Source organism: Sphingopyxis sp. NJF-3 (genome assembly GCF_053514865.1).
In genome coordinates this window covers 3,532,385-3,556,917 of record NZ_CM130726.1, presented here as the reverse complement: position 1 = coordinate 3,556,917, position 24,533 = coordinate 3,532,385, and the positions used below count along the sequence as shown (strand labels likewise).

Below are 24,533 nucleotides of genomic sequence, written 5' to 3'. Positions count from 1 at the left end.
CTCACCCGTGCATCGTTCCGCGCCGTTGAGATCCCGGCCTTCGCGGGATGACGGAGGGATCAAACGATCCCGTGGTTGCCCAGCCAGTTCCACAGCAGCTCGGGCCAGATCGCGACCGGCAGTCCCGCCGTCTTCATCAGTCCGAAGCCGTGGCCGCCGCGCTCGAAGACATGGCTTTCGCACGAAGCGCCGATCGCGCGCGCCGCTTCGCGCAGGCGCAGGCTGTTCTCGACCTTGACGGCGGGATCATCCTCGGCGTGGAGCAGCCATAGCGGCGGCTGGCCGGGGCGGACATTACGTTCGGGCGAATAGAGTTTCTCGCGCGCTTCATCGGGATTCGCGCCGAGCAGCTTCTCGCGGCTCCCCGGATGGGCGATTGCAGGATCCATCGACACCACCGGATAGATGCCGGCGAGCGCATCGGGCCGCGCCGGCCGCGCGTCGGCCGCGTCGACTGCCCCATAGACGGGGGCGTCGAAGCGCGTGAGCAGGCTGGTCGCGACATGGCCGCCCGCCGAAAAGCCGCCGAAGGCGACGCGCGCCGGGTCGATGCCGTCTTGCTTGGCGCGGCTGCGCACCAGCCGCACCGCGCGCTGCGCATCGGCGAGCGGCACGTCGGCACCATTCGCCCAGCCATCGCCCGGCAGGCGGTAGAAGAGAACATAGGCGGTGACGCCGCGCGCCGCGAGCCAGCGCGCGAGCTCATAGCCCTCCTTGTCGATCACGACATAGCGGTAGCCGCCGCCGGGGGCGAGGATCACCGCCGCGCCGTTTGGTTTCGCCGGGCGGAAGATGTCGAGGCGCGGCCGGGTGACATGCTCGACCATCCGGTCGCTGGCCTGCGGGTCTTCGCTGCGCTGGACGATGCGCTCGACGAGCCCCGCGGGCACGGCGAGATGGCCGTCGGGCCAGAGCGCGACGCTGCCGTCGGGCGCGAGGCCCGCGGGCCGCGTCCACGCCTCCTTCGCGGCGGCGGCGGCCGCGAGGGGCAGCGCGAGGCCGGCGGCAAGCAGGCCGCGGCGGCCGAGCGTCACTGTCCGGCCTTCGGCGGATTCGGGTACGCGACGATCAGCACCAGCGGCTCGCTTCCCGTCTGGCGGATGCCGACCTGCGCACCCGTGTAGAGCCACGCCGCCATGCCGGGCTTCAACGCCTTCTCCTCGCCGTCCGACCGGACGATCCCGGTTCCCGAGACGACATAATAGATTTCGTCGTGCGCGATTCGGTGCACGCCGATCGCGGCGCCGACGTGCAGCGCGCGCTTGCGGAACTCGAAGCTGCGCGGGGCGGGGACGGCGTCGCTGATCCGCCACGCGGTCGATCGTCCGATTTCGCCGTGCGGCGGTGCTTCCTCGCGCACCGTCGCCGTCTCGTCGATCACGACCATCGCCGGAGCGGGCGTCGCCGCGCCGCCGAGCAGCAGCGCGAGCAGCGCGCTCATTTCACGCCGCCGCGCGAATCGAGGTCGCGCGCCGACAGATGTTCCTGCGGCATCGGCGCGGTCTGCGCGGGGTAGCGGCCCGATTTCGGCTCCATCGTCGCGAGGTTCCACTCGGCCTCGACGAAGGGCGCGCGCACCGGTGCCTCGACCTTCGGATAGGCGCTGACCTCCTTCTCGTCGTCGATGATGTCGCCGCGCCCCTCGGCGACGAAGAAGAGGATGCGGATTTCCTCGGCGTCGCGCGCCCACGGCCGCGCCCCCGCGGTCGCGAGCACCGAGGTCTCGACATCGCGCGTCGGCAAAATGTCATAGCCCGCGACCGGCGCGAGCGGCGCCTTGGCGCGGATCATCTCGGCGCGCGTTTCGCCATAGCGGCCGAATTCGGGGAGCGGATTGCCGTGGCGGTCGACCGCCAGATTGTCCTTGCCATAATATTGCAGGTCACCGTCGCCGCCGAGCATCAGAAAGGGCAGCCCCGCGTCGGTGTCGTTGCCGCCGCGCATGACGTTGCCGATCGCGGTGATCTGACCCGTGACATAGTCGTGCCCGACCCATTCGAGGTTCATCAGATTATAATGCACCGCGCGGTGCCCCGGGTTGTAGATCAGATTGTTGATCATCAACACCTGCGCCCCGCCCTTCACCAGCGGCGCACGCTCGACATTATGCGCCCAGATATTGCGGTAGAAGACGATGCCGGTGGTGTTGTCGTGGACGAGCGAGCCCTTGCTGTGCTCGCCCTTCGGATGGCTCGCGTCGGCGAGTCCCTCGGCGGCGAGATTGTTCGAGAAGGTGATGTCGTGGCTCGTGCCCTGGCGCCATTCGGCGACGGTCTTGCCGGCAAAGCGCGGGCCCGACGCCGACATATTCTCGTCGATCGCCCACAGGAAGGTGCAATGGTCGATCACGACATTGTGCGCGGCGACGGTCGACAGCGCGTCGGCCTCCCACCCGCTGCGCTTCGGCTGGCCGTCGACCCCGGTGTAGACGCGCAGATGGCGCATGATCACGTCGTGGGTCTTGAGGTCGATGCCGGTGCGGATCAGCGTGATGCCGGGCCCCGGCGCGGTCTGGCCGGCGATGGTCAGAAAGGGCTCGGTGATCGTCAGCGTCATGCGTCCCATGTCGATCACGCCGCCGACTTCGAAGACGACGATGCGCGGCCCCTTCGCCTCGACCGCCGCCTTGAACGAGCCTGGGCCGTCGGGGGCGAGCGTCGTCACGCGGATGATCCTGCCCCCGCGTCCGCCCGGAGTCGCCGCCGCGGGACCGACCGCCCCGGGGAAGGCCTTCGCCGCCGAATCGGCCGCGAAAGCCGGGCTTGCGGGCAGCGCCGGGGCCATCAGAAGCGCGGCGAACAACAGCTTTTTCAGCATCTATTCTCTCCCGTATCTCTCATCGCGATTGGGGTCTTGACATAGGCGGCGATATCCTTCAATCATTTTTGACACCGGTTACCTAAACCGGCGATAAAACAAGATCCATGGGGGAGAGGGCGCCCCGGGCTGGCCGCATTCGTGCGGGCGGCGCGATCCGCGAACTCTCTGAGCATTTTTGGGACGGCCATCGGTCGATGGGTTTCGTCCACGAAAGTAACCGGTGTCATTTCCTTGCCAAGCGGGGGAGTGCACTGCGAAAGGGAGGAATGACGATGACACTGATCGCAACGCGGGGCGTACGCACCCTGACCCGACTGGCCTGCGGCGCTTCGCTCGCCGCCTTGGCGGTTTCGCCCGCCTTCGCGCAGGACGCCGCCGATACGCCAACCACCGATGCGGCGCCCGCCGACGAGATCGTCGTCACCGGCTTCCGCGCCTCGCTCGACAAGGCGCTCGACCAGAAGCGCAATTCGACCGGGGCGGTCGACGTGATCGTCGCCGAGGACATCGCCAAATTCCCCGACCAGAACCTCGCCGAATCGCTCCAGCGCATTCCCGGCATCTCGATCCAGCGCGACGCCGGCGAAGGCCGCGCGATCACCGTGCGCGGGCTCGGCGCGCAGTTCACCCGCGTCCGCCTCAACGGCATGGAGACGATCGCGACTTCGACCGACGGCGCCGCGGCGAACCGCGACCGCGCCTTCGACTTCAACGTCTTCGCGTCGGAGCTGTTCACCTCGCTCGTCGTCCACAAGACCGCCTCGGCCTCGCTCGATGAAGGATCGCTGGGCGCGGTCGTCGACCTCAACACCGGCAATCCGCTCGGCGGCAAGGAAGGGCTGACGCTCGTCGCCTCGGCGCAGGCGCGCTACAACGACCTGTCGAAGGACGTCGACCCGCGCCTCGCGGGGCTGATCGGCTGGACCAACGCCGACAAGACCTTCGGCGTGTCCGCCTCGGTCGCCTGGTCCGACTACACCACGCTCGAACTCGGCAACAACAGCGTGCGCTGGGCGCAGTCGCCCTTCCGCAGCGTCGACGGCGTCACCTGCATGACGGGGTCGAACTTCGTCGCCACCCCCTCCGCCGAGTGCATCGAAGTCGCCGAGGCCTTCCACCCGCGCATCCCGCGCTACGGCCTCGTCAGCCACGACCGCGAGCGCCTCGGCGCGACGGCGTCGATCCAGTTCGAACCGAGCGAGAACACCAAGATCTCGATCGACGGCCTCTATTCGACCTTCAAGGAAACCCGCGACGAATATTGGGGCGAGGTCCTGCTGCGCAGCAACGAGCGCGGCATCGACGTCTCCAACTATGTGATCGACGAAAACAACAATCTCGTCTCGGCCGACCTCGACAATGTCTATGTCCGCACCGAACGCTATTCGCGCGAGAGCGAGACCAAATTCTACCAGCTTTCGGCGCGGCTCGAGCAGCGGTTGACCGACAGCTTCAAGCTCAATCTGCTCGGTGGCTTTTCCAAATCGAAGGCCGATATCCCGGTCGAGACGACGCTGGCGTTCGACGACACCGACGCGACCGGCTATCACTATGATTATACGAACACGAAATTTCCGCTCCTGAGCTTCGGGGCGGGGATCGACGATCCCGCCGCGTTCGAGCTCGCCGAATTCCGCGATCGCCCGTCCTTCCTGACCAACAAGTTCAAGACCTTCGCGGCCGATTTCGACTGGGATGTCGCCGACCGCTTCAAGCTGCTCGGCGGCGGCTTCTATCGCCAGTTCGATTTCGACACGGTCGGTTATCGCCGCGACAGCACCTATTGCGCGGCCTTCACCTGCGCGCCGGGCACCGGCGGCCTGCCGGTCACGCCCGACATCGCCGAGCTGTTCGAACTCGGCGACGCGGGCCAGCCCTCGGGCAACACCAACGCCTGGATCGTCCCCGATCTCGATGCGGGCACTGCGCTGATCGACCTCTACGGCCGTCCGGCGGTGCTGCAGCAGGGCGAGCAGCGCGCGGTCACCGAAAAAACCTATGGCGGCTGGTTCATGACCGAGTTCGAGACCGAACTGCTCGGCATGCGGCTCACCGGCAACGCCGGGGTGCGCTATGCGAAGACCGAGCAGAGCTCGTCGGGCTTCACCAGCGGCACCTTCGTCACGGTCGATCGGACCTATGACGACTGGCTGCCGTCGTTCAACCTCAACCTCCACCCGACCGACAACATCATCCTGCGCGGCGCAATCGCGAAGGTCATCACGCGCCCGACGCTGGGCAGCCTGACCCCGGGCGGCTCGGTCGACCAGTTCAACTTCCGCATCACCTCGGGCAATCCCTTCCTCGAACCCTATCGCGCGACGACCTTCGACCTCGCCGCCGAATGGTATTTCGCGCCGGGGGCGATCGCCTCGGTCGCGCTGTTCGCGAAGGATATCGAAAGCTTCCCGATCTCGACCTCGCTGCAGGGCACCTATGCGTCGAGCGGGCTGCCGACCTCGCTGTTGACGCCGGGGACTCCCGCCTATGACGCGGTGGTCGGCGGCAGCGACCCGAACCGCCAGTTCGAATTCCGCACCACCGGCAACGGACCGGGCGCGAATCTGAAGGGCGTCGAATTCTCGCTGCAGCTGCCCTTCTCGGTCTTCTCGGATTCGCTCCGCCACTTCGGCGTGCTCGGCAACGCGACCTTCGTGAAGAGCGACGTCGACTACAGCATCTCGGGTCCGCTGGTATATGATCCGGTGCAGAACAAGCTCGTCGCCCAGCCCAACGGCACCTACACCCAGCCGCTGCTCGGCCTCGCCAAGCGCGCGTGGAACGCGACCGTCTATTATGACGACGGCAAGCTGTCGGTACGCACCTCGGCCGCGTGGCGCTCGGGCTACAACGACAGCACCAGCGGCAACAACAATATCTTCGAAGGCTATGGCAGCTCGTTCAACCTCGACGCCTCGATCCGCTACGCGCTGACCGAGCAGATCGAGCTGTCGATCGAGGGCACCAACCTGACCGACGATTATCGCTATCGCTTCAATGACATCTACGCGAACCGCAATTACGAGAATAATCACTACGGCCGCACCTTCCTGTTCGGGGCGCGGTTCAAGATCTGATTTTTCCCGGGAAACCATCCCCCCTCGTGGCCCGGTCTTGGACTGCAGGACCGGGCCATTTTTTAGGCGATGACATATTTTGCATCTCCCACCTTCGTCATTCCCGCGAAAGCGGGAACCCAGGGTGGGGTCAGCCGACGCACGCTCTGGGTTCCCGCTTTCGCGGGAATGACGAAAGGGGGGGCGGGGCCCCATCCCCAAGCCGCCGCTCGCATTTGCAATCGATATAATCGCCATTTTGAACGGAGGCAGGCATGACGGGTCGCCGCGACATGATCAAACTGGCCGGGGCCGGCCTCCTCGGCTCGGCGCTCGCGCCGGGGGCCGCGCGGGCGGCGAGCGAGGCCGACCCCGCATCCTGCCCCGCGCCCGCCTCGCCGCCGCGCTGGGGTACCGGCCTCGACGGGCAGCGCAAGGCCGATCTCGGCGACGGGCGCTTCCTCAACCCGGTCATGGCCGGCGACCATCCCGACCCGTCGATCCTGAAGGACGGGCGCGACTATTACATGACCTTCTCGACCTTCGATTCCTATCCGGGGCTCGTCGTCTGGCACTCGCGCGACCTGGTGAACTGGCGCCCGATCGGGCCCGCGCTCACCCGCAACATCGGCTCGGTCTGGGCGCCCGAACTCTGCAAGCACGCGGGGCGCTATTATCTCTACATCCCGACCAAGGGCCCGAACACGAGCTGGGTGATCTGGGCCGACCGCATCGAGGGACCGTGGAGCGACCCCGTCGACCTTCACCTGCCGAACCACATCGATCCCGGCCACGCGGTCGGCGAGGACGGGTCGCGCTGGCTCTTCCTGTCGGGCGGCGACCGCGTGCGGCTGTCGGACGACGGGCTCCGCCGCATCGGCGAGCCCGAGCATGTCTACGATCCGTGGCATTATCCCGCCGACTGGGTGGTCGAGGGCTTCTCGCCCGAAGGACCGAAGATCCTGCGACGCGGCGGCTGGTTCTACATGATCACCGCGGTCGGCGGCACCGCCGGGCCGCCGACCGGGCATATGGTCATCGCGGCGCGCTCGCGCTCGATCCACGGGCCATGGGAAAATTGCCCGGCGAACCCCATCGTGCGTACCGTCTCGCATGACGAGAAATGGTGGTCGCGCGGCCATGCGACGCTCGTCGAGGGGCCCGCGGGCGACTGGTGGAGCGTCTATCACGGCTATGAGAACGGCTATTGGACGCTCGGCCGCCAGACCCTGCTCGATCCGGTCGAATGGACCGCCGACGGCTGGTTCCGCATGACCGGTGGCGATCTGTCTCGGCCGCTCGCCAAGCCCGCGGGTGGCGTCGCGGGGCCGCACGGCATGGCGCTTTCCGACGATTTCGCCGCGCTCGACCTCGGCGCCAAATGGAATTTCTTCCGCCCCACCCCCGACGAGCGCGCCCGCGCCCGGGTCGAAGGCGGCGCGCTGATCCTGAAGGCGCGCGGCGCGGCGCCGGTCGACTCGTCGCCGCTGCTGCTGATCGCGGGCGACCAGGCCTATCGCTTCGAATGCGATATCGAGATCGCGCCCGGCGGCACCGCGGGGCTGATCCTCTTCTACGACGACCGCCTCTATTGCGGGCTCGGCTTCGACGCGGAGCGTTTCGTCACCCACCAATATGGCATCGAGCGCGGCCGCCCCGTCAACCCCCACGGGCGGCGGATGCGGATGCGCGTCACCAACGACCGCCACATCGTCACCTACGACACCAGCGGCGACGGCGGAAAGACATGGGTGCGCTTCGACCGCGGCATGGAGGTGTCGGGCTACCACCACAATGTCCGCGGCGGCTTCCTGATGCTGCGCCCCGGCCTCTATTCGGCGGGCGAGGGCGAAGCGCGCTTTTCGAACTTCACCTTCCGCGCGCTCGGCTGACGGAGTGGCGTCGATCGCTCCTCTCGTCTCGTCATCCCGGCGAAGGCCGGGATCCCAACGTCTCGTTGTGATGCACCGGCGAGATCCCGGCCTTCGCCGGGATGACAATTATCAACTCTGATCGCGCTACCCCTTGCCGCCCGGCGCCGCGACCGATTGGCGCTCGACGAAGGTCGAGGCGAGCACCGGGCTTTCGCCCTCGGGGATGCGCGCGCCCGAACCGAGGAAATCCGCGACCAGCGTACGCGCCGCGCGCACCCCCATCTCGCGGATCGGCCAGCGCACCGTGCTCAGCGTCGGCCAGATATGCGTCGCGGTCGGCGAATCGTCGAAGCCGATGATCGACAACGCGCCGGGCACCGCGATGCCCTTGCCGTGCGCGACGCTCATCACCCCCGCCGCCATCTCGTCGTTCGAACAGAAGATCGCGGTCGGCGGCTCGGCGAGCGACAGCAGTTTCTCGCCTGCTTCGATCCCTGCGGTATAGCGATAATTGCCCGGCGCATAATGGTCGTCGGCGAGGGTGAGTCCCGCTTCGGCCAGCGCCTCACGAAAGCCCTTCTCGCGCTCGGCGGCCGAGCGGAAGCCCACCGGGCCGCGCACGAAGCCGATGCGGCGGTGGCCGAGCGCGATCAGCCGGCGCACCGCTTCGCCGACCACCTCGCGGTCGTTCGACGACACGCAATGCTTCGCATCGTCGAGCAGCGCCGACCCGACGCGGACGTAACGTACGCCGAGGTCCTCGCAGAGCTTCGCGAGTTCGTCATTCTCCGAAATCGGCGGCAGCAGCATGGCGCCGATCGGCCGCTGCTTTTCGAGAAAGGTGCGGACATCCTCGAGCATCTTGTCCGACCCGCGATCGACCGGCCGCACGAGCAGGGCGAGATCGCTGTCCTTGATCGCGTCGAGCACGCCCTGCTGGAAATTCAGCACCGTTTGCGCGTTCGGATTGTCGTGGAGCAGCGCGATCAGGAAATTGCGGCGAAAGGCGAGGGCGCGCGCCTGCGGATTGGGGACGAACCCCAGCGTCTCGATCGCCTTCTGGACCGCGAGCCGCGTCTTCTCGCTGATGAATTCGGAGCGGTTGATGACGCGGCTGACGGTCTTTTTGGAAACCCCGGCGAGCGCCGCCACATCGTTGATCGTCGGTTGCTTGCCGCCCTGTCCACCCGTGCGTGCCGCCATATCGTCCGCTTTCTCTTCACCGAGCTGCCCAAACTCCCTGAAATTCCTGCCCGGTCAAAACCCTAGTGAGCGTTCGCGGGCGCAAAATCAACCGGGCCAGTGGCTATTTGCTTGCTTTTGACACCGGTGTCTTTTAGACGGTTCCGCGAAAGAGGGAAACGACAAAGATGCGGGCAACCGGCGAACAGGAAAATGTGGCCAGGGCGTTCGTCGCCGCGCGCGCCGAAAAGACACCGCTTACCTTGTATCCGGGCGCGGTGCCGGAAACGATGGCCGATGCCTATGCGATCCAGGATGCGGCGATCGCGCTCGACGGGCGCCGCATCGGCGGCTGGAAAGTCGGCCGGATCGCGGCCGATCTGGTCGCGCGTTTTGGCGACAACCGGCTGACGGGTCCGATCTTCACCGATGAGATCGTCGATGCGAGCGCAGGGGAATGCCCGGCGATGCCCGTCTATGGAGGAGGCTTCGCCGCCGCCGAGGCCGAAGTGCTGCTCCGCCTCGGCGAGGTCGGCGACCGTGCGTGGGACATCGAATCGGTCAAGGACATCGTGGACGAGCTTCGCACCGGGATCGAGGTCGCGAGCTCGCCCTTCACCGCGATCAACGACCACGGCCCCGCGGTCACCGCATCCGACTATGGCAACAACAAGGGGCTGGTGCTCGGTCCGGCGATCGCCGGCTGGCGCGACCGCGATCTCCTGTCGATGCCGGTCGAATTCCGCATCGACGACGCATGCGTCGGCGCGGCGACGATGGCGACGATGCTCGACGGTCCCTTCGGCGCCGCGCTGTTCCTGATCCGCACCCTGCGCGCGCGCGGCATCGCCATCCCCCCCGGCACCTGGGTGTCGACGGGCGCGATCACCGGCGTCCATGAAATCCGGCCCGGCCAGCGGGCCGATGCGCTGTTCGACGGAAAGATCCGCGTCGGCTGCACGATCGAAAGCCTATAAAACAAAGACGGGAGAGACATATGGCGCAGGCCTTCGCAGACGCAGCGGCTCCGCCGCCGGTGCCCCGGACGGGGCGCTATCGGTGGACGATCGTCGCGCTCCTGTTCGCCGCAACGACGGTCAACTATATCGACCGGACGATGCTCGGCCTGCTCGCGCCGACGCTGGGCGACGATCTCGGCTGGACGGAGAACGACTATGGCAACATCGTCATGGCCTTCCAGGCCGCCTATGCCTTGGGCTATCTGTTCATGGGCTGGCTGATCGACCGTTTCGGCCCGCGCATCGGCTATGGCATCGCGATCACGATCTGGACGATCGGCCATGTCGCGCACGGCTTTGCGAGCTCGGTCGTCTCCTTCATGGTCGCGCGCGCGATGCTCGGGGTCGGCGAGGCCGGGCATTTTCCGGCGGTCGTCCGCGCGTCGAGCGAATGGTTCCCGCAAAAGGAACGCGCCTATGCGATCGGCTGGGTCAACAGCGCGACGACGATCGGCGTCATCCTGACCGCGCCTGCGATCTCGCTGCTGATGGTGGGACTGGGGTTCGACTGGCGCGAAACCTTCATCTATTCGGGGCTCGTCGGCGTGGTCCTGCTGGTCTTATGGCTGTGGAAATACAGCAATCCGCGCGACACCGGCCGGGTGAGCGAGGGCGAACTCGCGTGGATCGAGCACGATCCGCCCGAACGGGTCGAGAAACTCGGCTGGGGCCGCATCGTCACCAAGCGCGAGGCGTGGGCCTTCGCGATCGGCAAATTCCTGACCGACCCGGTCTGGTTCCTGATGCTCTTCTGGCTGCCCAAATATTTCGCCGACACCTATAACGTCGACCTGAAGGTCGTGCTGCTGCCGATGATCATCATGTATCTCCTGTCCGACGCCGGCAGCATCATCGGCGGCTGGGTGTCGTCAAGGCTGATCCACACCGGCCACAGCGTCAATTTCGCGCGCAAGGCGACGATGCTCGGCGCCGGCTGCTGCGTGCTGCCTTTGCTCTTCGTCACCGGGCTCAGCAATATGTGGCTCGCGGTGGTGCTGATCGGCATCGCGCTCGCGGGGCATCAGGCCTTTTCGTCGACCATCCTCTCGATCCCGCCCGACATGTTCCCGAAGCGCGCGGTGGGCTCGGTGATCGGGCTCGGCGGTTTCGCGGGCGGCATCGGCGGGATGATCATGGCGAAATCGACCGGCCTCGTCCTCGACGCGACGGGCGGCAACTACACGGTCATCTTCGCCGCCTGCACGGTGGTCTATTTCCTCGCGGTCGGGGCGATCCACCTGCTCAGCCCCAGGCTGACGCAGGTGACGGTCGAAAGCGAACCGCCCGCGGCGTGACGGCGGGGGTCAGGACGGCACCAGCAGCGTCCGCCCCTCGCGTACTTCGGTATCGAGCCAGTCGATGAAGGCGCGGATGCGCGGCTGCGGCGCGACGTCGCGGTGGAGCGCGAGCCAGAAGCTGCGCCCGATCACCTGATCGGGACGCACGCGCACCAGCGCGGGATCGTCGGCGGCGAGGAAGCAGGGGAGCACCCCGACCCCGGCGCCGCTCGCGATCATCCGCCGCTGCGCGAGGATCGACGATGAGCGCACGGTGGCGCGCAGCCCCGGCTCGATCTCGCCCAGATAGTCGAGCTCGGGGGCATAGAGAATGTCGGGCATATAGCCGATCACCGCCATCCCCGCGCGCGACAGCGGCGCCCGCTCGACCGCCTCCCGCCAGTCGGGCCGGTCCGCGGGCGCGTAGAGGCCGAGGCTGTAGTCGGCGAGCTTGCGCGTCAGCAGCGGGCCCTTGCGCGGCCGCGCGAGCAGCACCGCCATGTCGGCTTCGCGCCGCGAGGGGTTGAGGAAACCCGACGAGGCGACGAGGTCGATCTCGATTTCGGGATGCGCGGCGACGAAGCCCGCGAGCCGCGGCGCGATGAAGCTGCTGCCGAAGCCTTCGGAGACGCTGATGCGAAGCTGCCCCGACAGGTCCGACCGCCCCTCGGCGCGGTGGATGCGCGCCGCCGCCGCCGCCATCGCCTCGGCGTGGGGCAGCAGCGCGCGGCCCGCCGCGGTCAGCGCGAAGCCCGCGGGCGCGCGCTCGAACAGCGTCTGCTGCAGATCGGCCTCGAGGCTGCCGACGCGCCGGCTCACCGTGGTCGGGTCGACATGCAGCGCCTGCGCCGCGCGCGCCAGCGTGCCGTGGCGCGCGACCGACAGGAAATATTGCAGCTTGTCCCAATCCATGAACTGCAAATATGCAGCATCGCCCTGCAAGTCTATCCCTTGCAATCGCGCCGCCGTTGGTCTGTGGCTGACGATGAAGACAATCGGGAGACTCGACCCATGCGACAGATCGACCATCACATCGTCGGCGGTGCCGGCGGCAGCGCGCGCCAGAGCGACATCTTCGATCCCAACAACGGCGGCGTCCAGGCCGCGGTCGCGCTCGGCGACGCCGCGCTGCTCGATCGGGCCGTCGCCGCGGCGAAGGCGGCGCAGCCGGCGTGGGCGGCGGTCAACCCGCAGCGCCGCGCGCGGGTGATGTTCGATTACAAGCGCCTCGTCGAAGCGCACCTCGACGAACTCGCCGAACTGCTCGCGAGCGAGCATGGCAAGGTGGTCGCCGACGCGCGCGGCGACGTCCAGCGCGGGCTCGACGTCATCGAATTCTGCTGCGGCATCCCGCATGTGCTGAAGGGCGAATATACGCAGGGCGCGGGGCCCGGCATCGACGTCTATTCGATGCGTCAGCCGATCGGTATCGGCGCCGGCATCACGCCGTTCAACTTCCCCGCGATGATCCCGATGTGGATGTTCGGCCCGGCGATCGCGACCGGCAACGCCTTCATCCTCAAGCCCAGCGAGCGTGATCCGAGCGTGCCGGTGCGGCTCGGCGAGCTGATGCTCGAGGCGGGGCTGCCCGAGGGCATTTTGCAGGTCGTCCACGGCGACAAGGAAATGGTCGATGCGATCCTCGACCATCCCGACATCGGCGCGGTCAGCTTCGTCGGTTCGTCGGACATCGCCCATTATGTCTACAATCGCGGCGTCGCGAACGGCAAGCGCGTGCAGGCGATGGGCGGCGCGAAGAACCACGGCATCGTCATGCCCGACGCCGACCTCGACCAGGTGGTGAACGACCTGACCGGCGCCGCCTTCGGCTCGGCCGGCGAGCGCTGCATGGCGCTGCCGGTCGTCGTGCCGGTCGGCGACGAGACCGCCGAACGGCTCAAGGCCAAGCTGATCCCCGCGATCGAGGCGCTGCGCGTCGGCGTGTCGACCGATGCCGAGGCGCATTACGGCCCCGTCGTCTCGGCCGCGCACAAGGCGAAGGTCGAAGGCTGGATCCAGAAGTGCGCCGACGAAGGCGCCGAGCTCGTCATCGACGGCCGCGGCTTCACGCTCCAGGGGCATGAGGATGGCTTCTTCGTCGGCCCGACGCTCTTCGACCATGTCACTCCCGACATGGAAAGTTACAAGGAAGAGATTTTCGGCCCCGTCCTCCAGATCGTCCGCGCCCCCGATTTCGAGGCCGCGCTCGAACTCCCCTCGAAGCATCAGTACGGCAACGGCGTCGCCATCTTCACGCGCAACGGCCACGCGGCGCGCGAGTTCGCGCAGCGCGTCAACATCGGCATGGTCGGCATCAATGTCCCGATCCCGGTGCCGGTCGCCTATCATACGTTCGGCGGCTGGAAGCGCTCGGCATTCGGCGACACCAACCAGCACGGCATGGAAGGCGTCAAATTCTGGACCAAGGTCAAGACGGTCACCGCGCGCTGGCCCGACGGCGGCGGCGACGGATCGAACGCCTTCGTCATTCCGACGATGGGCTGACGGCTGGACCGGCGATGAAACCGCGCTGTCTCGTCACGCATTCTTCCCTGCGAAGGAGAATGACGATGATGCGTTGGATCTTCCCCGCCGCCGTGCTGATGCTCGCCGCCTGCAGCGGCGGAAAGGACGAGAAGCAGCCGGCCGAGGCCGCCGACAAGGCCGCTCCGGCACCCGTCGCGCCGGTGGAACCCGCGCCCGCCGCGCCCGCGACGGGCGACGCCGGCCTCGCCTACACCCCCGACCCGTCGGTGATGCCGCCCGCCGCGCCCGAGCCGGGCATCGGCAGCGGTGACAAGGCGATCCCCGCCGCGATCCAGGGACGCTGGGCGCTCAAGGCCGAGGATTGCGCGGCGCGTCCCGGCACCGACCTCACCGCACTGGTCATCGATTCGAAGACGCTGCGCTTCTTCGAATCGGCCGGCGACCTCGCCCGCGTGCGCGATCGCGGCGCGAACCGCATCGTCGCCGACTATAAGTTCAGCGGGGAGGGCGAGGAATGGGACCGGCTGATGCTGCTCGCGGTAGAGGATGGCGGCAAGACGTTGGTGCGCCGCGATTATGGCGAGGGTGCCGCGGCCGAACCGATGCGCTATACGCGCTGTGCCGCCTGAGCGGCGAAGGATGAAAGGGAGTTGATGGGATGAACAACCGCTGGATCGCAATCGCCGCCGCCCTGCCGCTCGCCGCCTGCGCCGCGAGCGAGGCCCCCGCCGAATCGACGCCGCCGGCACCGCCCGCCGAAATGACCTGCAACGCCGACGCCGTGCAGAGCTATGTCGGCCAGACCGCGGCGCCCGAACTCGGCGGCGCCATCCTCAAGGCCGCGGGCGCACGCACCCTGCGCTGGGGCCCGCCGCGCTCGGCGATGACGATGGATTATCGCCAGGACCGGGTGAACGTCATGTACGACGACGCCTACAAGATCACGCAGATCACCTGTGGCTGACAGCCCGCGCCGCACCCATAGCTCCGCCTCGCCCTTCGAACCCGTCTACGGCTACAGCCGGGCGGTTCGGGTGGGCGACCGGATCGACGTCGCCGGCTGCGCGCCGATCGAGCCCGATGGCTCGTCGACCGCCGGCGACGCCGGGGTGCAGGCGTCGCGCTGCCTGACGATCATCGGCGAAGCGCTCGCGGCGCTCGGCGGCGCGCCCGCCGACGTCGTGCGCACCCGCATGTTCATCACCGACCCCGCCGACGCCGACCTCGTGGGGCGCGCGCACGGGGCGGTGTTCGGCGCGATCCGGCCCGCCGCGACGATGGTCGTCGTGTCGGCGCTGCTGCGCCCCGAATGGAAAGTCGAAATCGAGGCCGAGGCCATTGTCGGGGCCTCTCCGTCATGCTGACGAAAGTCAGCATCCATTCGGCACTCCATTGGAGGGGGCAAGATGCGCGAACGGAACCCCTGCGTCTATATTATGGCGAGCGAGCGCCATGGCACGATCTATATCGGCGTCACTTCCGATCTGATGGCCCGCGTCCATCAACATCGCGAAGAGATGATCGCCGGGTTCACGAAGCGCTATGGCGTGAAGCGGCTCGTTTTCTACGAGATGCACGACACGATGGAGGCCGCCATCGCACGCGAAAAGCGGCTCAAGGCGTGGCGCCGCGACTGGAAGGCCGCCTTGATCGAGAAGGAAAATCCCTTCTGGGAAGATTGGGCGATCCGCTTGGGCTTCCCGCCGCTGGCCTAGTTTTGAATGGATGCTGACTTTCGTCAGCATGACGGCAGAGAAAAGATGAGCATGACCGACCAGTTTCAACTCACCGACGACCAGCTCGCCATTCAGGACATGGCGCGCAAGTTCACCGCCGATCGCATCACGCCCTTCGCGGCGGAATGGGACGAGAAACATCATTATCCCGTCGACGTGTGGAAGGCCGCGGGCGAACTCGGCTTCGGCGCCATTTACGTGGCCGAGGAATCGGGCGGTATCGGGCTCGGCCGGCTGGAGGCGGCGCTGATCATGGAGGCGATGGCCTATGGCTGCCCCGCGACCAGCGCCTATGTCTCGATCCACAATATGGCGACGTGGATGATCGACCGCTTCGGCGGCGCGGAGATCAAGGCGCGCTTCCTGCCCGAGCTCGTGAGCATGGAGAAGATCGCGAGCTATTGCCTGACCGAGCCGGGTTCGGGGTCGGACGCCGCTGCCCTGAAAACGACGGCGAGGCGGGACGGCGACCATTATATCCTCAATGGCACCAAACAGTTCATTTCGGGCGCGGGCACCAACGACATCTATGTCTGCATGGTCCGCACCGGCGAGGAAAAGTCGAAGGGCATTTCCTGCCTCGTCGTCGAAAAGGACACGCCGGGGTTGAGCTTCGGCGCGCCCGAGAAGAAGCTCGGCTGGAACGCATCCCCTACGGCTCAAGTTGTCTTCGAGGATTGCCGTGTGCCGGTCGAAAACCGGGTCGGCGCCGAAGGCGACGGCTTCCGCTTCGCGATGGCGGGGCTCGACGGCGGGCGGCTCAACATCGGCGCCTGCTCGCTCGGCGGGGCGCAGCGCTGCCTCGACGAAGCGATCGCCTATACCAAGGACCGCCAGCAGTTCGGGCAGCCGATTTCGGATTTCCAGAACACCCAGTTCATGCTCGCCGACATGGCGACCGACCTCGAAGCCGCGCGGGCGCTGCTCTATCTCGCCGCGGCGAAGGTCACCGCGAACGCCCCCGACAAGTCGCGCTTCTCGGCGATGGCGAAGCGGCTCGCGACCGATAACGGCAGCCGGATCGTCAACGACGCGCTCCAACTGTTCGGCGGCTACGGCTATCTGAAGGATTATCCGATCGAGCGTTTCTGGCGCGACCTGCGCGTCCATTCGATCCTCGAAGGGACCAATCAGGTGATGCGGATGATCGTGGGAAGGGACCTGCTGCGCCAATGACCGAAGATGTCTTGATCAGCGTCGAAGGCCGCATCGGCCGCCTGTCGCTCAACCGTCCCAAGGCGATCCACGCGCTCAACCTCGCCATGTGCGAGGCGATGATCGAGGCGCTGCTGGCGTGGCGCGATGACGCCGCAATCGAGGCGGTGATCATCGACCATAGCGAGGGCCGCGGCTTCTGCGCCGGCGGCGACATCCGCATGCTCGCGGAAAGCGGCGCGAAGGACGGGCGGGAGGCGCGCGCCTTCTTCCACACCGAATATCGCCTCAACCATCTGCTCTTCACCTATGCGAAGCCCGTCGTCGCCTTCATGGACGGCATCACCATGGGCGGCGGGGTCGGCATTTCGCAGCCGGCCGCCTATCGCGTCGCGACCGAGCATACCCGCTTCGCGATGCCCGAGACCGGCATCGGCCTCTTCCCCGACGTCGGCGGCGGCTGGTATCTGCCGCGGCTCGAAGGACGCGTCGGCGTCTTCCTCGCGCTCACCGGGGCGCGGCTCGACGGGGCCGAATGCCTCGCGCTCGGGCTTGCCACCCATTATTTGCCGTCCGAGCGGCTGGCCGAGGCCAAGGCGCGGATCGCGGCGCACCCCGACCGCATCGGCGGCATCCTGGGCGAGCTGTCGGTCACCGCGCCGCCCGCCGCGATCACCGGCCAGATCGACAAGATCAACCGCCTGTTCGCCAGCGACCGTTACGAGGACATCCTCGCCGCGCTGGAAAGGGATGGCGGCGAATGGGCGGCGAAGGAACTGGACGCGCTCCACACCAAGTCGCCCCAGACCTGCAAGGTCGCGCTGCGTCAGCTTCGCGAGGGCGCGGCGATGCCCGATTTCGCTGCCGAAATGGCGCAGGAATATGCGATCGGCAGCCGCGTCGTCGCGATGCACGATTTCCTCGAAGGCGTTCGCGCGCTGATCGTCGACAAGGACAACAGCCCGAAATGGGATCCTCCGACTGCCGAGGCGGTCACCGACGCGTGGATCGACGCGATCTTCGCACCGCTGCCCGATAACGAGACATGGACGCCGCTCACCTGATCTTGCCACCCACCTTTCGTCACCCCGGATGTGATCCGGGGTCCCGCTTTCTCGACGTCGCAAAGCGGGATGCCGGATCAAGTCCGGCATGACGAGAATCCGGAGACACCGAATGACCTACGAAACCCTCCTCGTCGAAACGCGCGGTGCCGTCACGCTGGTGACGCTCAACCGCCCGCAGGCGCTCAATGCCCTCAACTCGTCGGTCCTCGACGACCTCATCGCGGCCTTCGCGGCCTTCGAAGCCGATGACAGCCAGCGCTGCGCCGTCCTCACCGGTTCGGGCGACAAGGCGTTTGCCGCGGGCGCCGACATCAAGGAGATGGCCGACAAGCCGGCGGCCGATTTCTATCTCGAGGACTTTTTCTCGAAATGGACGAGCGATTTCGTGAAGAAGGTGAGGAAGCCGTGGATCGCCGCGGTGAACGGCTTCGCGCTCGGCGGCGGCTGCGAACTCGCGATGATGGCCGACTTCATCATCGCGTCGGACAAGGCGAAGTTCGGCCAGCCCGAAATCAAGCTCGGCGTCGCGCCGGGCATGGGCGGGTCGCAGCGGCTGACCCGCGCGGTCGGCAAGGCGAAGGCGATGGAAATGTGCCTGACCGGCCGGATGATGGACGCCGCCGAGGCCGAACGGTCGGGATTGGTCGCGCGGGTGGTCGAGCATGCAACGCTGGTCGAGGAGGCGGTGAAGACCGCGACCCTGATCGCGTCGATGCCGCCGATGGCCGCGATGGTGAACAAGGAGATGGTGGGCGCCGCGTTCGAGACGACACTCGACCAGGGGCTGATCTACGAACGCCGCCTGTTCCAGATTCTCGCCGCGACCGAGGACAAGGCCGAGGGCATGGCTGCCTTCATCGAGAAGCGCGAAGGCGTGTGGAAGGGGCGGTGATCGCGGGTCTTGTTTCGCTGGTTATCGGTGCAGTCGTCCTGTCGGTCGGCTGGAACCACTGGCGATACAGGAAACAAGAGACGGTCAACATGCTGGAAGCCGCTATTCTGCGGTCGACCGGTGAAGAATCGTTGCCGCTGACGAAGCTCGATTGGTTTCTCAAAAATCTTCAAGCCATCCTCGGGTTCATTCTGGGCCCGTTTTTCATCCTTGTCGGGGTGGCTGTCATTCTGGGTGAATTGGAACTGCTATGAAAATCGCTTTCATCGGACTCGGCAATATGGGCGGCGGCATGGCCGCGAACCTCGCGAAGGCAGGGCATGAGGTCCGCGCCTTCGATCTCAGCGAGGAGGCGCTCGCGCGCTCCGTCGAAGCGGGCTGCACCCGCGCCGCCTCGGCGGCCGAAGCGGTAACCGGCGCCGAGGCGGTGGTGACGATGCTCCCCGCGGGCAAGCATGTTGCGTCGGTCTACGAAGCCGACGTCTTCCCCAACGCCGCGCCGGGCACGCTGCTCCTCGACTGCTCGACGATCGACGTCGCGACCGCGCGCGCCAATATCGAGGCCGCGATCGCCAAGGGCCTCGTCGCGGTCGATGCGCCGGTCTCGGGCGGCATAGCCGCCGCCAATGCCGGCACGCTGACCTTCATGGTTGGCGGCACCGACGAAGGCTTCGCGCGGAGCCAGCCGATCCTCGCCCAGATGGGCAAGGCGGTGATCCACGCGGGCGACGCGGGTGCGGGGCAGGCGGCGAAGATCTGCAACAACATGCTGCTCGGCGCCTCGATGATCGCGACCTGCGAAAGCCTCGCGCTCGCGCAGAAACTGGGGCTCGATCCGCAGAAATTCTTCGACATCGCTTCGGTCAGTTCGGGGCAGTGCTGGTCGTTGACCAGCTATGCGCCGCTCCCCGGCGTCGGGCCGACGACCCCGGCCGACAATGATTACAAGGGCGGCTTCGCGGCGGCGCTGATGCTCAAGGACCTGCGCCTCGCGATGGAGGCCGCGGCGAGCGTCGACGCCGACGTCCCGATGGGTAGCCGCGCGCGCGAGCTTTACGAGGCGTTCGTCGCGGCGGACGAGGGCGGCCACGATTTCTCGGCGATCATCCGGACGCTGCAGGGCTGACCGCCCCGTCAAACTTCCTTGTTCCGTCACCCCGGACTTGATCCGGGGTCCCGCTGATTTTGTCTCTGGCAATTGCCACGGCGAAGTTTGTCCGACGGTGAAAGCGGGACCCCGGGTCAAGCCCGGGGTGACGATGAAAACGAGGCGGCATAGTCCCCGGCCAAGCTCAATAAAAATCCGCCGTCTCGCCGCCATTGCGGCGCGGGGTGCGATGTACCTGCGTCGGCGCGTCCGTCCGGCCGGTCCGCACCTCGATCCGTCCGTTCACCCGCCGCATCTCGACGGGCGCCACGATCCGGGCCCGCGCGATGCCGACCGCGGTCGGTTTCGGCGGCGGCGCGGCGGCCGGGGCGCTCGCGACGAGCAGCAGGGCGGCGGCGAGGGGCATGGCGTTCATGCTCTGCCCTAACGGCACCGCTTGCCAGCGCTTTAACCCTGAATCGCAAGATTCCCGCAGGATCGAAGGCGCTTCTCCGGCAGAAGAACGGCCGCCTGCCCCGCATCGGGACAGACGGCCTCGTTTTTGTCCATACGGGAGGGTCTAGAACCCCGCCTTCGCCGCGGCCTTTTCCTTCAGCAGCGGCGCAACTTCGAAGCCGTGCCGTTCCAGCGCCGCGGCGATCTTGTCGGTGCCTTCCAGCCCCGCCCAGAACATCGGGCCGCCGCGATAGACCGGCCAGCCATAGCCGTAGATCCACACGACATCGATATCGCTCGCGCGCTGCGCCTTGCCCTCGGCGAGGATCAGCGCGCCTTCGTTGACCATCGGATAGAGGGTGCGCTCGACGATCTCGGACTCGCTGATCTCGCGCTTCTCGATCCCCGCCTTCTTGCGGAATTCGTCGATGATCTCGGTTACGCGCGCGCTTTCCGACGGATTGCGCTTGTCGTCATAATCGTAAAAGCCCGCCTGCTTCTTCTGCCCCCAGCGGCCCTCGGCGCACAGCGCGTCGCGGATGCTCTCGATCCGGTTGGGGTCGCGGTGCCAGCCGATGTCGACGCCGGCGAGGTCGCTCATCTGGAACGGACCCATCGGCATGCCGAAATCGGTGTGGACCTTGTCGACCTGCGCCGGGGTCGCGCCTTCGAGCAGCAGCTTCTGCGCCTCGATCTGGCGCGGCGCGAGCATGCGGTTGCCGATGAAGCCATGGCACACGCCCGCGACAACCGCGACCTTGCCGATCTTCTTGCCAATAGACATGGCCGTGGCGAGGACGTCGTCGGCGGTCTTGTCGCCGCGCACCACCTCGAGCAGCTTCATGACATTGGCGGGCGAGAAGAAGTGCATGCCGAGCACGTCGCCCGGCCGGCTGGTCGATGCCGCGATCTCGTTGACGTCGAGGTAGGAGGTGTTCGACGCGAGGATCGCACCGGGCTTGGCTACTTGATCGAGCTTGCCGAAAATCTCCTTCTTGACGTCCATATTCTCATAGACCGCCTCGATGATCAGGTCGCAGTCGGCGAGCGCCTCCAGTTCGAGCGAGGGGGTGATCAGCCCCATCATCTGATCGACCTGTTCGGGCTTGAAGCGGCCCTTCGCGGCCGAGGCGTCGTAATTCTTGCGCACCACGCCCAGCCCGCGGTCGAGCGCTTCCTGCTGCGTCTCGACGATCGTGCAGGCGAAACCCTTCTGCAGGAAATTCATCATGATGCCGCCGCCCATCGTGCCGGCGCCGATGATGCCGACCTTCTTGACGTCGCGCAGCTTGATGTCCCTGGGCAGGCCGTCGATCTTCGCGGCCTGGCGCTCGGCGAAGAAGATGTGGCGCTGCGCCGCCGACTGGCTGCCGAACATCAGCTTCGTGAACTGCTCGCGTTCGAAGGCGAGGCCCTCGTCGAAGGGCAGCCGGGTTGCCGCCTCGACGCAGGCGAGGTTGGCGTAAGGCGCCTCGAAGCCGCGCCAGCGCCTGGCGTTCGCGGTCTTGAGCTGCTCGATCACCGCGACGTCGCCGAACACCTCCCGATCCCGGGTAGGCCGCGGACCGTCGGCGATCTTCGCGCGGGCAAAAGCGATGGCGTCGGCGGCCAGGCTGTCCTCGCCCGCCAGTTCGTCGACGAGGCCGAGCTCCTTCGCCTTGGCGGCGGGCAGCGGGTCGCCGAGCGAGGTCATCGTCGCCGCGGCCTCGACCCCCACGACGCGCGGCAGCCGCTGGGTGCCGCCCGCGCCGGGCAGCAGGCCGAGCTTGACCTCGGGCACCCCGAGCTTCGCCGAAGGCACCGCGACGCGATAGTGGCACACGAGCGCAGTCTCCAGCCCGCCGCCGAGCGCGGTGCCGTGGATCGCCGCGACGACCGGCTTCGACGCCGCTTCGATCATGTTGAGGACGGCATTGAAATCGGGGCCGCGCGGGGCCTTGCCGAACTCGCTGATGTCGGCACCGGCGATGAAGGTGCCGCCGTCGCAGCGCAGCACGATCGCCTTGACGCCCTCGTCGGCGAGCGCCGCCTTGAAATTATCTTCGAGGCCCTGGCGGACGTGCCACGACAGCGCGTTGACGGGCGGGTTGTTGACGATGATGACGGCGACGTCGCCGTCCTTCTGCATCGTCACGCTGATGGGGGTATCTTCGGACATGTCTGGCTCCTTGAAAGTCTTTCCGTTCGTGTCGAGCGAAGTCGAGAAGCGTCTTGCGCTGGGCTCGGCGTGTCTCGACTTCGCTCGACACGAACGGAGGCTGGTTTAACGTATCAATCGTCGATCGCGGCGTGGACGAGCGTCTTGACCTCGCGCCGCACGGGATAGGTGGAAGAGGGCATGAGCTGGGTCATGAACACCATGCAGATATGCTCGACCGGATCGACGAAAAAGCCGGTCGAGAACATGCCGCCCCAATAGAAATCCCCCGCCGAGCCGGGGATGCCCGCGGCCGCGGGATCGAGCGTCACCGCGAAGCCGAGGCCGAAGCCGACCCCGGCATTCTCGTCCTCGGAAAAGATGCCGACGCTGTGCCGGGTCAGGTCGCCGCCGCCGACCAGATGGTTCGACGTCATCAGCGCGAGCGTCTTGCGGCTCACGATCCGCACATCGCCCAGCTTGCCGCCGCCGAGCAGCATCAGGCAGAAGCGATGATAGTCGTGCAGCGTCGAAGCGAGCCCGCCGCCGCCCGAATGGAAGCTGCGGTCCTTCGCCCAGCGGCTGCGGTCGCCGGCGTCGAATTGCTGCATCTTGTCCTTCGGGTGAAAGGCATAGGCATCGGTCAGCCGGTGCTGTTGGTCGGCGGGCACCTTGAATCCGGTATCGACCATGCCGAGCGGGCCGAAGATGCGCTCGTGCAAGACTTGCGCGAACGGCTTCCCCTCGATCCGCTCGATCACCGCGCCGAGCACATCGGTCGCCATCGAATAATTCCAGTGCGCGCCGGGGTCGAACTGCAGCGGAATCTTCGCCAGTCCCTCGATGAAGCTGTCCATCGTGAAGGCGGCGTCGAAATCGTCGATCTTGGTCTTGCGATAGGCGGCGTCGACCGGCGTGCGCTCCTGAAAGCCGTAAGTCAGCCCGGAGGTGTGGCGGAGCAGGTCGACCATCAGGATCGGGCGCGCCGGCGGGCGCGTCAGGAAGGGGACGTTGCCGCCGCCCGCGACGAAGACGCCGGTGTCCTTGAACTCGGGGCAGAATTTCACCAGCGGATCGGACAGCGCGACCTTGCCCTCTTCGAGCAGCATCATGAAGGCGATGCTGGTGATCGGCTTGGTCATGCTGGCGATGCGGAAGATGGCGTCCTCCGTCAGCGCCGCGCCCGGCCGCGCCTCGCCGATGCACGACAGGTGCGCGATCTCGCCGCGCCGCGACACCAACGTCGCGGCGTTCGGCAGCCGGCCGGTATCGATATATTTGGCGGCGAGGAACGCCGGGATGCGGTCGAGACGCGTCTTGTCCATCCCGTGACTCATGAAATGCGGACTCCTTCGAGGATGGTGGCGGCTTCGGCGAGCAGCGCCGGATCGATGGCGAGATCGGCGGCCGCGGCGGTCTCCTTGAGCTGCTCGGGCCGGCTTGCACCGACGATCGCGCTGGTGATCCCCGGCTGCGCGAGCACCCAGGCGATCGCGAGCTGCGCCATCGAGCATCCCGCCCTGTCGGCAAGCGGCGCCAGCCTCCGCACCGCTTCGAGGACGGGATCGGCGAGGTAGCGGGTCATGAAACGCTGATCCTCGCTCGCGGCGCGGCTGTTCGCGGGCGGGGCCTCGCCGGGCTTGTACTTGCCGCTCAGCACTCCCATCGCGAGCGGCGACCAGACGATCTGGCCGATGCCGTTCGCGATCGACAGCGGGATCACCTTCGCCTCCGCGCGGCGATAGAGCAGGCTGTATTGCGGCTGGCTCGACACGAATTTGACGTGGGGCGGCGCGAGGTCGAGCGCGGCCTGGATCTGGTCGGGCGCCCATTCGGAAAAGCCGATCGCGCGCGCCTTGCCGCTGCGGACGACCTCGGACAGCGCCGCCATCGTCTCCTCGAGCGGCGTGTCGGGGTCGTAGCGGTGGCACTGGTAGAGGTCGACATAGTCGGTCTGCAGCCGCGACAGGCTCGCGTCGATCTGCTTCGCGACTTGGCGCCCCGACAACCCCTTGTCGGTCTCCGACATCGGAAAGAAGAGCTTGGTCGCGAGGACATAGCTGTCGCGCGGCCGTCCCTTGAGCGCACGGCCGAGAAACTCCTCTGCCGCGCCGGTGCCATAAACGTTCGCGGTGTCGATGAAGTCGATCCCGGCGTCGAACGCCGCATCGATGCACGCGCGCCCGGCGCTGTCGTCGACCCCGACTCCATAGGTCAGCCAGCTGCCGAGGCAGATCGCCGAAACGCGAATGCCGCTGTCGCCGAGGTCGCGATATTGCATGGACCTG

23 protein-coding genes are annotated in these 24,533 nt (G+C 67.1%); 14 read left to right on the top strand and 9 right to left on the bottom strand.

Annotation, left to right across the window (positions count from 1 at the left end):
- Window positions 1-59 precede the first annotated feature (59 nt).
- Genes ACOTSS_RS17105 through ACOTSS_RS17095 form a run of 3 tightly spaced genes read right to left on the bottom strand, consistent with a single transcriptional unit; the run spans window position 60 to window position 2,817 of the window.
- Window positions 60-1,034, bottom strand: a complete 975-nt coding sequence (locus tag ACOTSS_RS17105; protein WP_448689184.1) for an alpha/beta hydrolase — start codon at window positions 1,032-1,034, stop codon at window positions 60-62.
- Window positions 1,031-1,441, bottom strand: a complete 411-nt coding sequence (locus tag ACOTSS_RS17100; protein WP_448689183.1) for a cupin domain-containing protein — start codon at window positions 1,439-1,441, stop codon at window positions 1,031-1,033. Before ACOTSS_RS17100 ends, ACOTSS_RS17105 begins: the two co-directional genes overlap by 4 nt.
- Window positions 1,438-2,817, bottom strand: a complete 1,380-nt coding sequence (locus ACOTSS_RS17095) for a pectate lyase family protein (protein WP_448689182.1) — start codon at window positions 2,815-2,817, stop codon at window positions 1,438-1,440. The genes ACOTSS_RS17100 and ACOTSS_RS17095 overlap by 4 nt, the downstream gene beginning before the upstream one ends.
- A 275-nt stretch (window positions 2,818-3,092) precedes the next feature.
- On the opposite strand from ACOTSS_RS17095, the gene ACOTSS_RS17090 reads away from it, so the two are divergent.
- Both ACOTSS_RS17090 and ACOTSS_RS17085 read left to right on the top strand, forming a co-directional pair.
- Window positions 3,093-5,897 (top strand): TonB-dependent receptor, encoded by a 2,805-nt coding sequence (locus tag ACOTSS_RS17090; protein WP_448689181.1) that lies wholly within the window; start codon window positions 3,093-3,095, stop codon window positions 5,895-5,897.
- Between the two features lie 272 nt (window positions 5,898-6,169).
- The gene (locus tag ACOTSS_RS17085; protein ID WP_448691368.1) at window positions 6,170-7,768 is read left to right on the top strand and encodes a family 43 glycosylhydrolase; all 1,599 of its coding nucleotides are present in this window, start codon (window positions 6,170-6,172) and stop codon (window positions 7,766-7,768) included.
- A 126-nt stretch (window positions 7,769-7,894) separates the two neighbouring features.
- Here the strand turns inward: ACOTSS_RS17085 and ACOTSS_RS17080 are convergent, their stop codons facing one another.
- The gene (locus ACOTSS_RS17080; RefSeq protein ID WP_448689180.1) at window positions 7,895-8,953 is read right to left on the bottom strand and encodes a LacI family DNA-binding transcriptional regulator; all 1,059 of its coding nucleotides are present in this window, start codon (window positions 8,951-8,953) and stop codon (window positions 7,895-7,897) included.
- A gap of 167 nt (window positions 8,954-9,120) precedes the next feature.
- Here ACOTSS_RS17080 and ACOTSS_RS17075 point away from each other — a divergent pair, with 167 nt between their 5' ends.
- Both ACOTSS_RS17075 and ACOTSS_RS17070 read left to right on the top strand, forming a co-directional pair.
- Complete coding sequence (locus ACOTSS_RS17075; protein ID WP_448689179.1) at window positions 9,121-9,909, top strand: 2-keto-4-pentenoate hydratase; 789 nt, start codon at window positions 9,121-9,123, stop codon at window positions 9,907-9,909.
- Between the two features lie 20 nt (window positions 9,910-9,929).
- Window positions 9,930-11,246 carry an MFS transporter gene (locus ACOTSS_RS17070; RefSeq protein ID WP_448689178.1) on the top strand — a complete coding sequence of 439 codons (1,317 nt, stop codon included), beginning with the start codon at window positions 9,930-9,932 and terminating at the stop codon, window positions 11,244-11,246.
- 9 nt (window positions 11,247-11,255) lie between these two features.
- Here ACOTSS_RS17070 and ACOTSS_RS17065 read toward each other — a convergent pair whose 3' ends face one another.
- Window positions 11,256-12,140 (bottom strand): LysR family transcriptional regulator, encoded by an 885-nt coding sequence (locus ACOTSS_RS17065; RefSeq protein WP_448689177.1) that lies wholly within the window; start codon window positions 12,138-12,140, stop codon window positions 11,256-11,258.
- Between the two features lie 99 nt (window positions 12,141-12,239).
- On the opposite strand from ACOTSS_RS17065, the gene ACOTSS_RS17060 reads away from it, so the two are divergent.
- The 10 genes from ACOTSS_RS17060 (at window position 12,240) to mmsB (ending at window position 19,691) form a co-directional block, all read left to right on the top strand.
- Window positions 12,240-13,733 carry a CoA-acylating methylmalonate-semialdehyde dehydrogenase gene (locus tag ACOTSS_RS17060; RefSeq protein ID WP_448689176.1) on the top strand — a complete coding sequence of 498 codons (1,494 nt, stop codon included), beginning with the start codon at window positions 12,240-12,242 and terminating at the stop codon, window positions 13,731-13,733.
- Window positions 13,734-13,798: 65 nt separating this feature from the next.
- The gene (locus tag ACOTSS_RS17055; RefSeq protein WP_448689175.1) at window positions 13,799-14,344 is read left to right on the top strand and encodes a hypothetical protein; all 546 of its coding nucleotides are present in this window, start codon (window positions 13,799-13,801) and stop codon (window positions 14,342-14,344) included.
- Between the two features lie 29 nt (window positions 14,345-14,373).
- Window positions 14,374-14,679, top strand: a complete 306-nt coding sequence (locus ACOTSS_RS17050) for an I78 family peptidase inhibitor (protein WP_095386649.1) — start codon at window positions 14,374-14,376, stop codon at window positions 14,677-14,679.
- Window positions 14,672-15,079 carry a RidA family protein gene (locus ACOTSS_RS17045; protein WP_448689174.1) on the top strand — a complete coding sequence of 136 codons (408 nt, stop codon included), beginning with the start codon at window positions 14,672-14,674 and terminating at the stop codon, window positions 15,077-15,079. Before ACOTSS_RS17050 ends, ACOTSS_RS17045 begins: the two co-directional genes overlap by 8 nt.
- A gap of 42 nt (window positions 15,080-15,121) precedes the next feature.
- Window positions 15,122-15,430 (top strand): GIY-YIG nuclease family protein, encoded by a 309-nt coding sequence (locus ACOTSS_RS17040; protein ID WP_448689173.1) that lies wholly within the window; start codon window positions 15,122-15,124, stop codon window positions 15,428-15,430.
- A 51-nt stretch (window positions 15,431-15,481) separates the two neighbouring features.
- A complete protein-coding gene (locus ACOTSS_RS17035) occupies window positions 15,482-16,627 on the top strand; it encodes an acyl-CoA dehydrogenase family protein (protein ID WP_448689172.1) in 1,146 nt (381 codons plus the stop codon).
- Window positions 16,624-17,670, top strand: coding sequence for an enoyl-CoA hydratase/isomerase family protein (locus ACOTSS_RS17030; RefSeq protein ID WP_448689171.1), 1,047 nt, complete (start codon window positions 16,624-16,626; stop codon window positions 17,668-17,670). The genes ACOTSS_RS17035 and ACOTSS_RS17030 overlap by 4 nt, the downstream gene beginning before the upstream one ends.
- A gap of 112 nt (window positions 17,671-17,782) precedes the next feature.
- On the top strand, window positions 17,783-18,565 hold the full coding sequence (locus ACOTSS_RS17025) for an enoyl-CoA hydratase-related protein (RefSeq protein WP_448689170.1): 783 nt from the start codon (window positions 17,783-17,785) through the stop codon (window positions 18,563-18,565).
- Window positions 18,562-18,819: a hypothetical protein gene (locus tag ACOTSS_RS17020; protein WP_448689169.1), complete on the top strand. Its 258-nt coding sequence runs from the start codon at window positions 18,562-18,564 to the stop codon at window positions 18,817-18,819. The genes ACOTSS_RS17025 and ACOTSS_RS17020 overlap by 4 nt, the downstream gene beginning before the upstream one ends.
- A complete protein-coding gene (mmsB, locus tag ACOTSS_RS17015; RefSeq protein ID WP_448689168.1) occupies window positions 18,816-19,691 on the top strand; it encodes a 3-hydroxyisobutyrate dehydrogenase in 876 nt (291 codons plus the stop codon). Before ACOTSS_RS17020 ends, mmsB begins: the two co-directional genes overlap by 4 nt.
- Window positions 19,692-19,857: 166 nt before the next feature.
- On the opposite strand, the gene ACOTSS_RS17010 is transcribed toward mmsB, so the two are convergent.
- The 4 genes from ACOTSS_RS17010 to ACOTSS_RS16995 all read right to left on the bottom strand — a co-directional run bounded on the left by ACOTSS_RS17010 (window position 19,858) and on the right by ACOTSS_RS16995 (window position 24,526).
- Window positions 19,858-20,088 (bottom strand): hypothetical protein, encoded by a 231-nt coding sequence (locus tag ACOTSS_RS17010; RefSeq protein ID WP_448689167.1) that lies wholly within the window; start codon window positions 20,086-20,088, stop codon window positions 19,858-19,860.
- 144 nt (window positions 20,089-20,232) lie between these two features.
- On the bottom strand, window positions 20,233-22,266 hold the full coding sequence (locus ACOTSS_RS17005) for a 3-hydroxyacyl-CoA dehydrogenase NAD-binding domain-containing protein (protein WP_448689166.1): 2,034 nt from the start codon (window positions 22,264-22,266) through the stop codon (window positions 20,233-20,235).
- Window positions 22,267-22,379: 113 nt separating this feature from the next.
- Window positions 22,380-23,582 carry a serine hydrolase domain-containing protein gene (locus ACOTSS_RS17000; RefSeq protein WP_448689165.1) on the bottom strand — a complete coding sequence of 401 codons (1,203 nt, stop codon included), beginning with the start codon at window positions 23,580-23,582 and terminating at the stop codon, window positions 22,380-22,382.
- Window positions 23,579-24,526: an aldo/keto reductase family protein gene (locus tag ACOTSS_RS16995; RefSeq protein ID WP_448689164.1), complete on the bottom strand. Its 948-nt coding sequence runs from the start codon at window positions 24,524-24,526 to the stop codon at window positions 23,579-23,581. Before ACOTSS_RS16995 ends, ACOTSS_RS17000 begins: the two co-directional genes overlap by 4 nt.
- Window positions 24,527-24,533: the final 7 nt, after the last annotated feature.

Excerpts from the sequence above, each read along its gene's own strand:
- ACOTSS_RS17095 (WP_448689182.1), bottom strand. The coding sequence starts at position 2,817 with ATGCTGAAAAAGCTGTTGTTCGCCGCGCTTCTGATGGCCCCGGCGCTG.
- ACOTSS_RS17025 (WP_448689170.1), top strand. The coding sequence starts at position 17,783 with ATGACCTACGAAACCCTCCTCGTCGAAACGCGCGGTGCCGTCACGCTG.
- ACOTSS_RS17000 (WP_448689165.1), bottom strand. The coding sequence starts at position 23,582 with ATGAGTCACGGGATGGACAAGACGCGTCTCGACCGCATCCCGGCGTTC.
- mmsB (WP_448689168.1), top strand. The coding sequence starts at position 18,816 with ATGAAAATCGCTTTCATCGGACTCGGCAATATGGGCGGCGGCATGGCC.
- ACOTSS_RS17090 (WP_448689181.1), top strand. The coding sequence starts at position 3,093 with ATGACACTGATCGCAACGCGGGGCGTACGCACCCTGACCCGACTGGCC.
- ACOTSS_RS17040 (WP_448689173.1), top strand. The coding sequence starts at position 15,122 with ATGCGCGAACGGAACCCCTGCGTCTATATTATGGCGAGCGAGCGCCAT.
- ACOTSS_RS17035 (WP_448689172.1), top strand. The coding sequence starts at position 15,482 with ATGACCGACCAGTTTCAACTCACCGACGACCAGCTCGCCATTCAGGAC.
- ACOTSS_RS17100 (WP_448689183.1), bottom strand. The coding sequence starts at position 1,441 with ATGAGCGCGCTGCTCGCGCTGCTGCTCGGCGGCGCGGCGACGCCCGCT.
- ACOTSS_RS17065 (WP_448689177.1), bottom strand. The coding sequence starts at position 12,140 with ATGGATTGGGACAAGCTGCAATATTTCCTGTCGGTCGCGCGCCACGGC.
- ACOTSS_RS17060 (WP_448689176.1), top strand. The coding sequence starts at position 12,240 with ATGCGACAGATCGACCATCACATCGTCGGCGGTGCCGGCGGCAGCGCG.
- ACOTSS_RS17050 (WP_095386649.1), top strand. The coding sequence starts at position 14,374 with ATGAACAACCGCTGGATCGCAATCGCCGCCGCCCTGCCGCTCGCCGCC.
- ACOTSS_RS16995 (WP_448689164.1), bottom strand. The coding sequence starts at position 24,526 with ATGCAATATCGCGACCTCGGCGACAGCGGCATTCGCGTTTCGGCGATC.
- ACOTSS_RS17005 (WP_448689166.1), bottom strand. The coding sequence starts at position 22,266 with ATGTCCGAAGATACCCCCATCAGCGTGACGATGCAGAAGGACGGCGAC.
- ACOTSS_RS17010 (WP_448689167.1), bottom strand. The coding sequence starts at position 20,088 with ATGAACGCCATGCCCCTCGCCGCCGCCCTGCTGCTCGTCGCGAGCGCC.
- ACOTSS_RS17080 (WP_448689180.1), bottom strand. The coding sequence starts at position 8,953 with ATGGCGGCACGCACGGGTGGACAGGGCGGCAAGCAACCGACGATCAAC.
- ACOTSS_RS17085 (WP_448691368.1), top strand. The coding sequence starts at position 6,170 with ATGATCAAACTGGCCGGGGCCGGCCTCCTCGGCTCGGCGCTCGCGCCG.
- ACOTSS_RS17070 (WP_448689178.1), top strand. The coding sequence starts at position 9,930 with ATGGCGCAGGCCTTCGCAGACGCAGCGGCTCCGCCGCCGGTGCCCCGG.
- ACOTSS_RS17075 (WP_448689179.1), top strand. The coding sequence starts at position 9,121 with ATGCGGGCAACCGGCGAACAGGAAAATGTGGCCAGGGCGTTCGTCGCC.
- ACOTSS_RS17055 (WP_448689175.1), top strand. The coding sequence starts at position 13,799 with ATGATGCGTTGGATCTTCCCCGCCGCCGTGCTGATGCTCGCCGCCTGC.
- ACOTSS_RS17030 (WP_448689171.1), top strand. The coding sequence starts at position 16,624 with ATGACCGAAGATGTCTTGATCAGCGTCGAAGGCCGCATCGGCCGCCTG.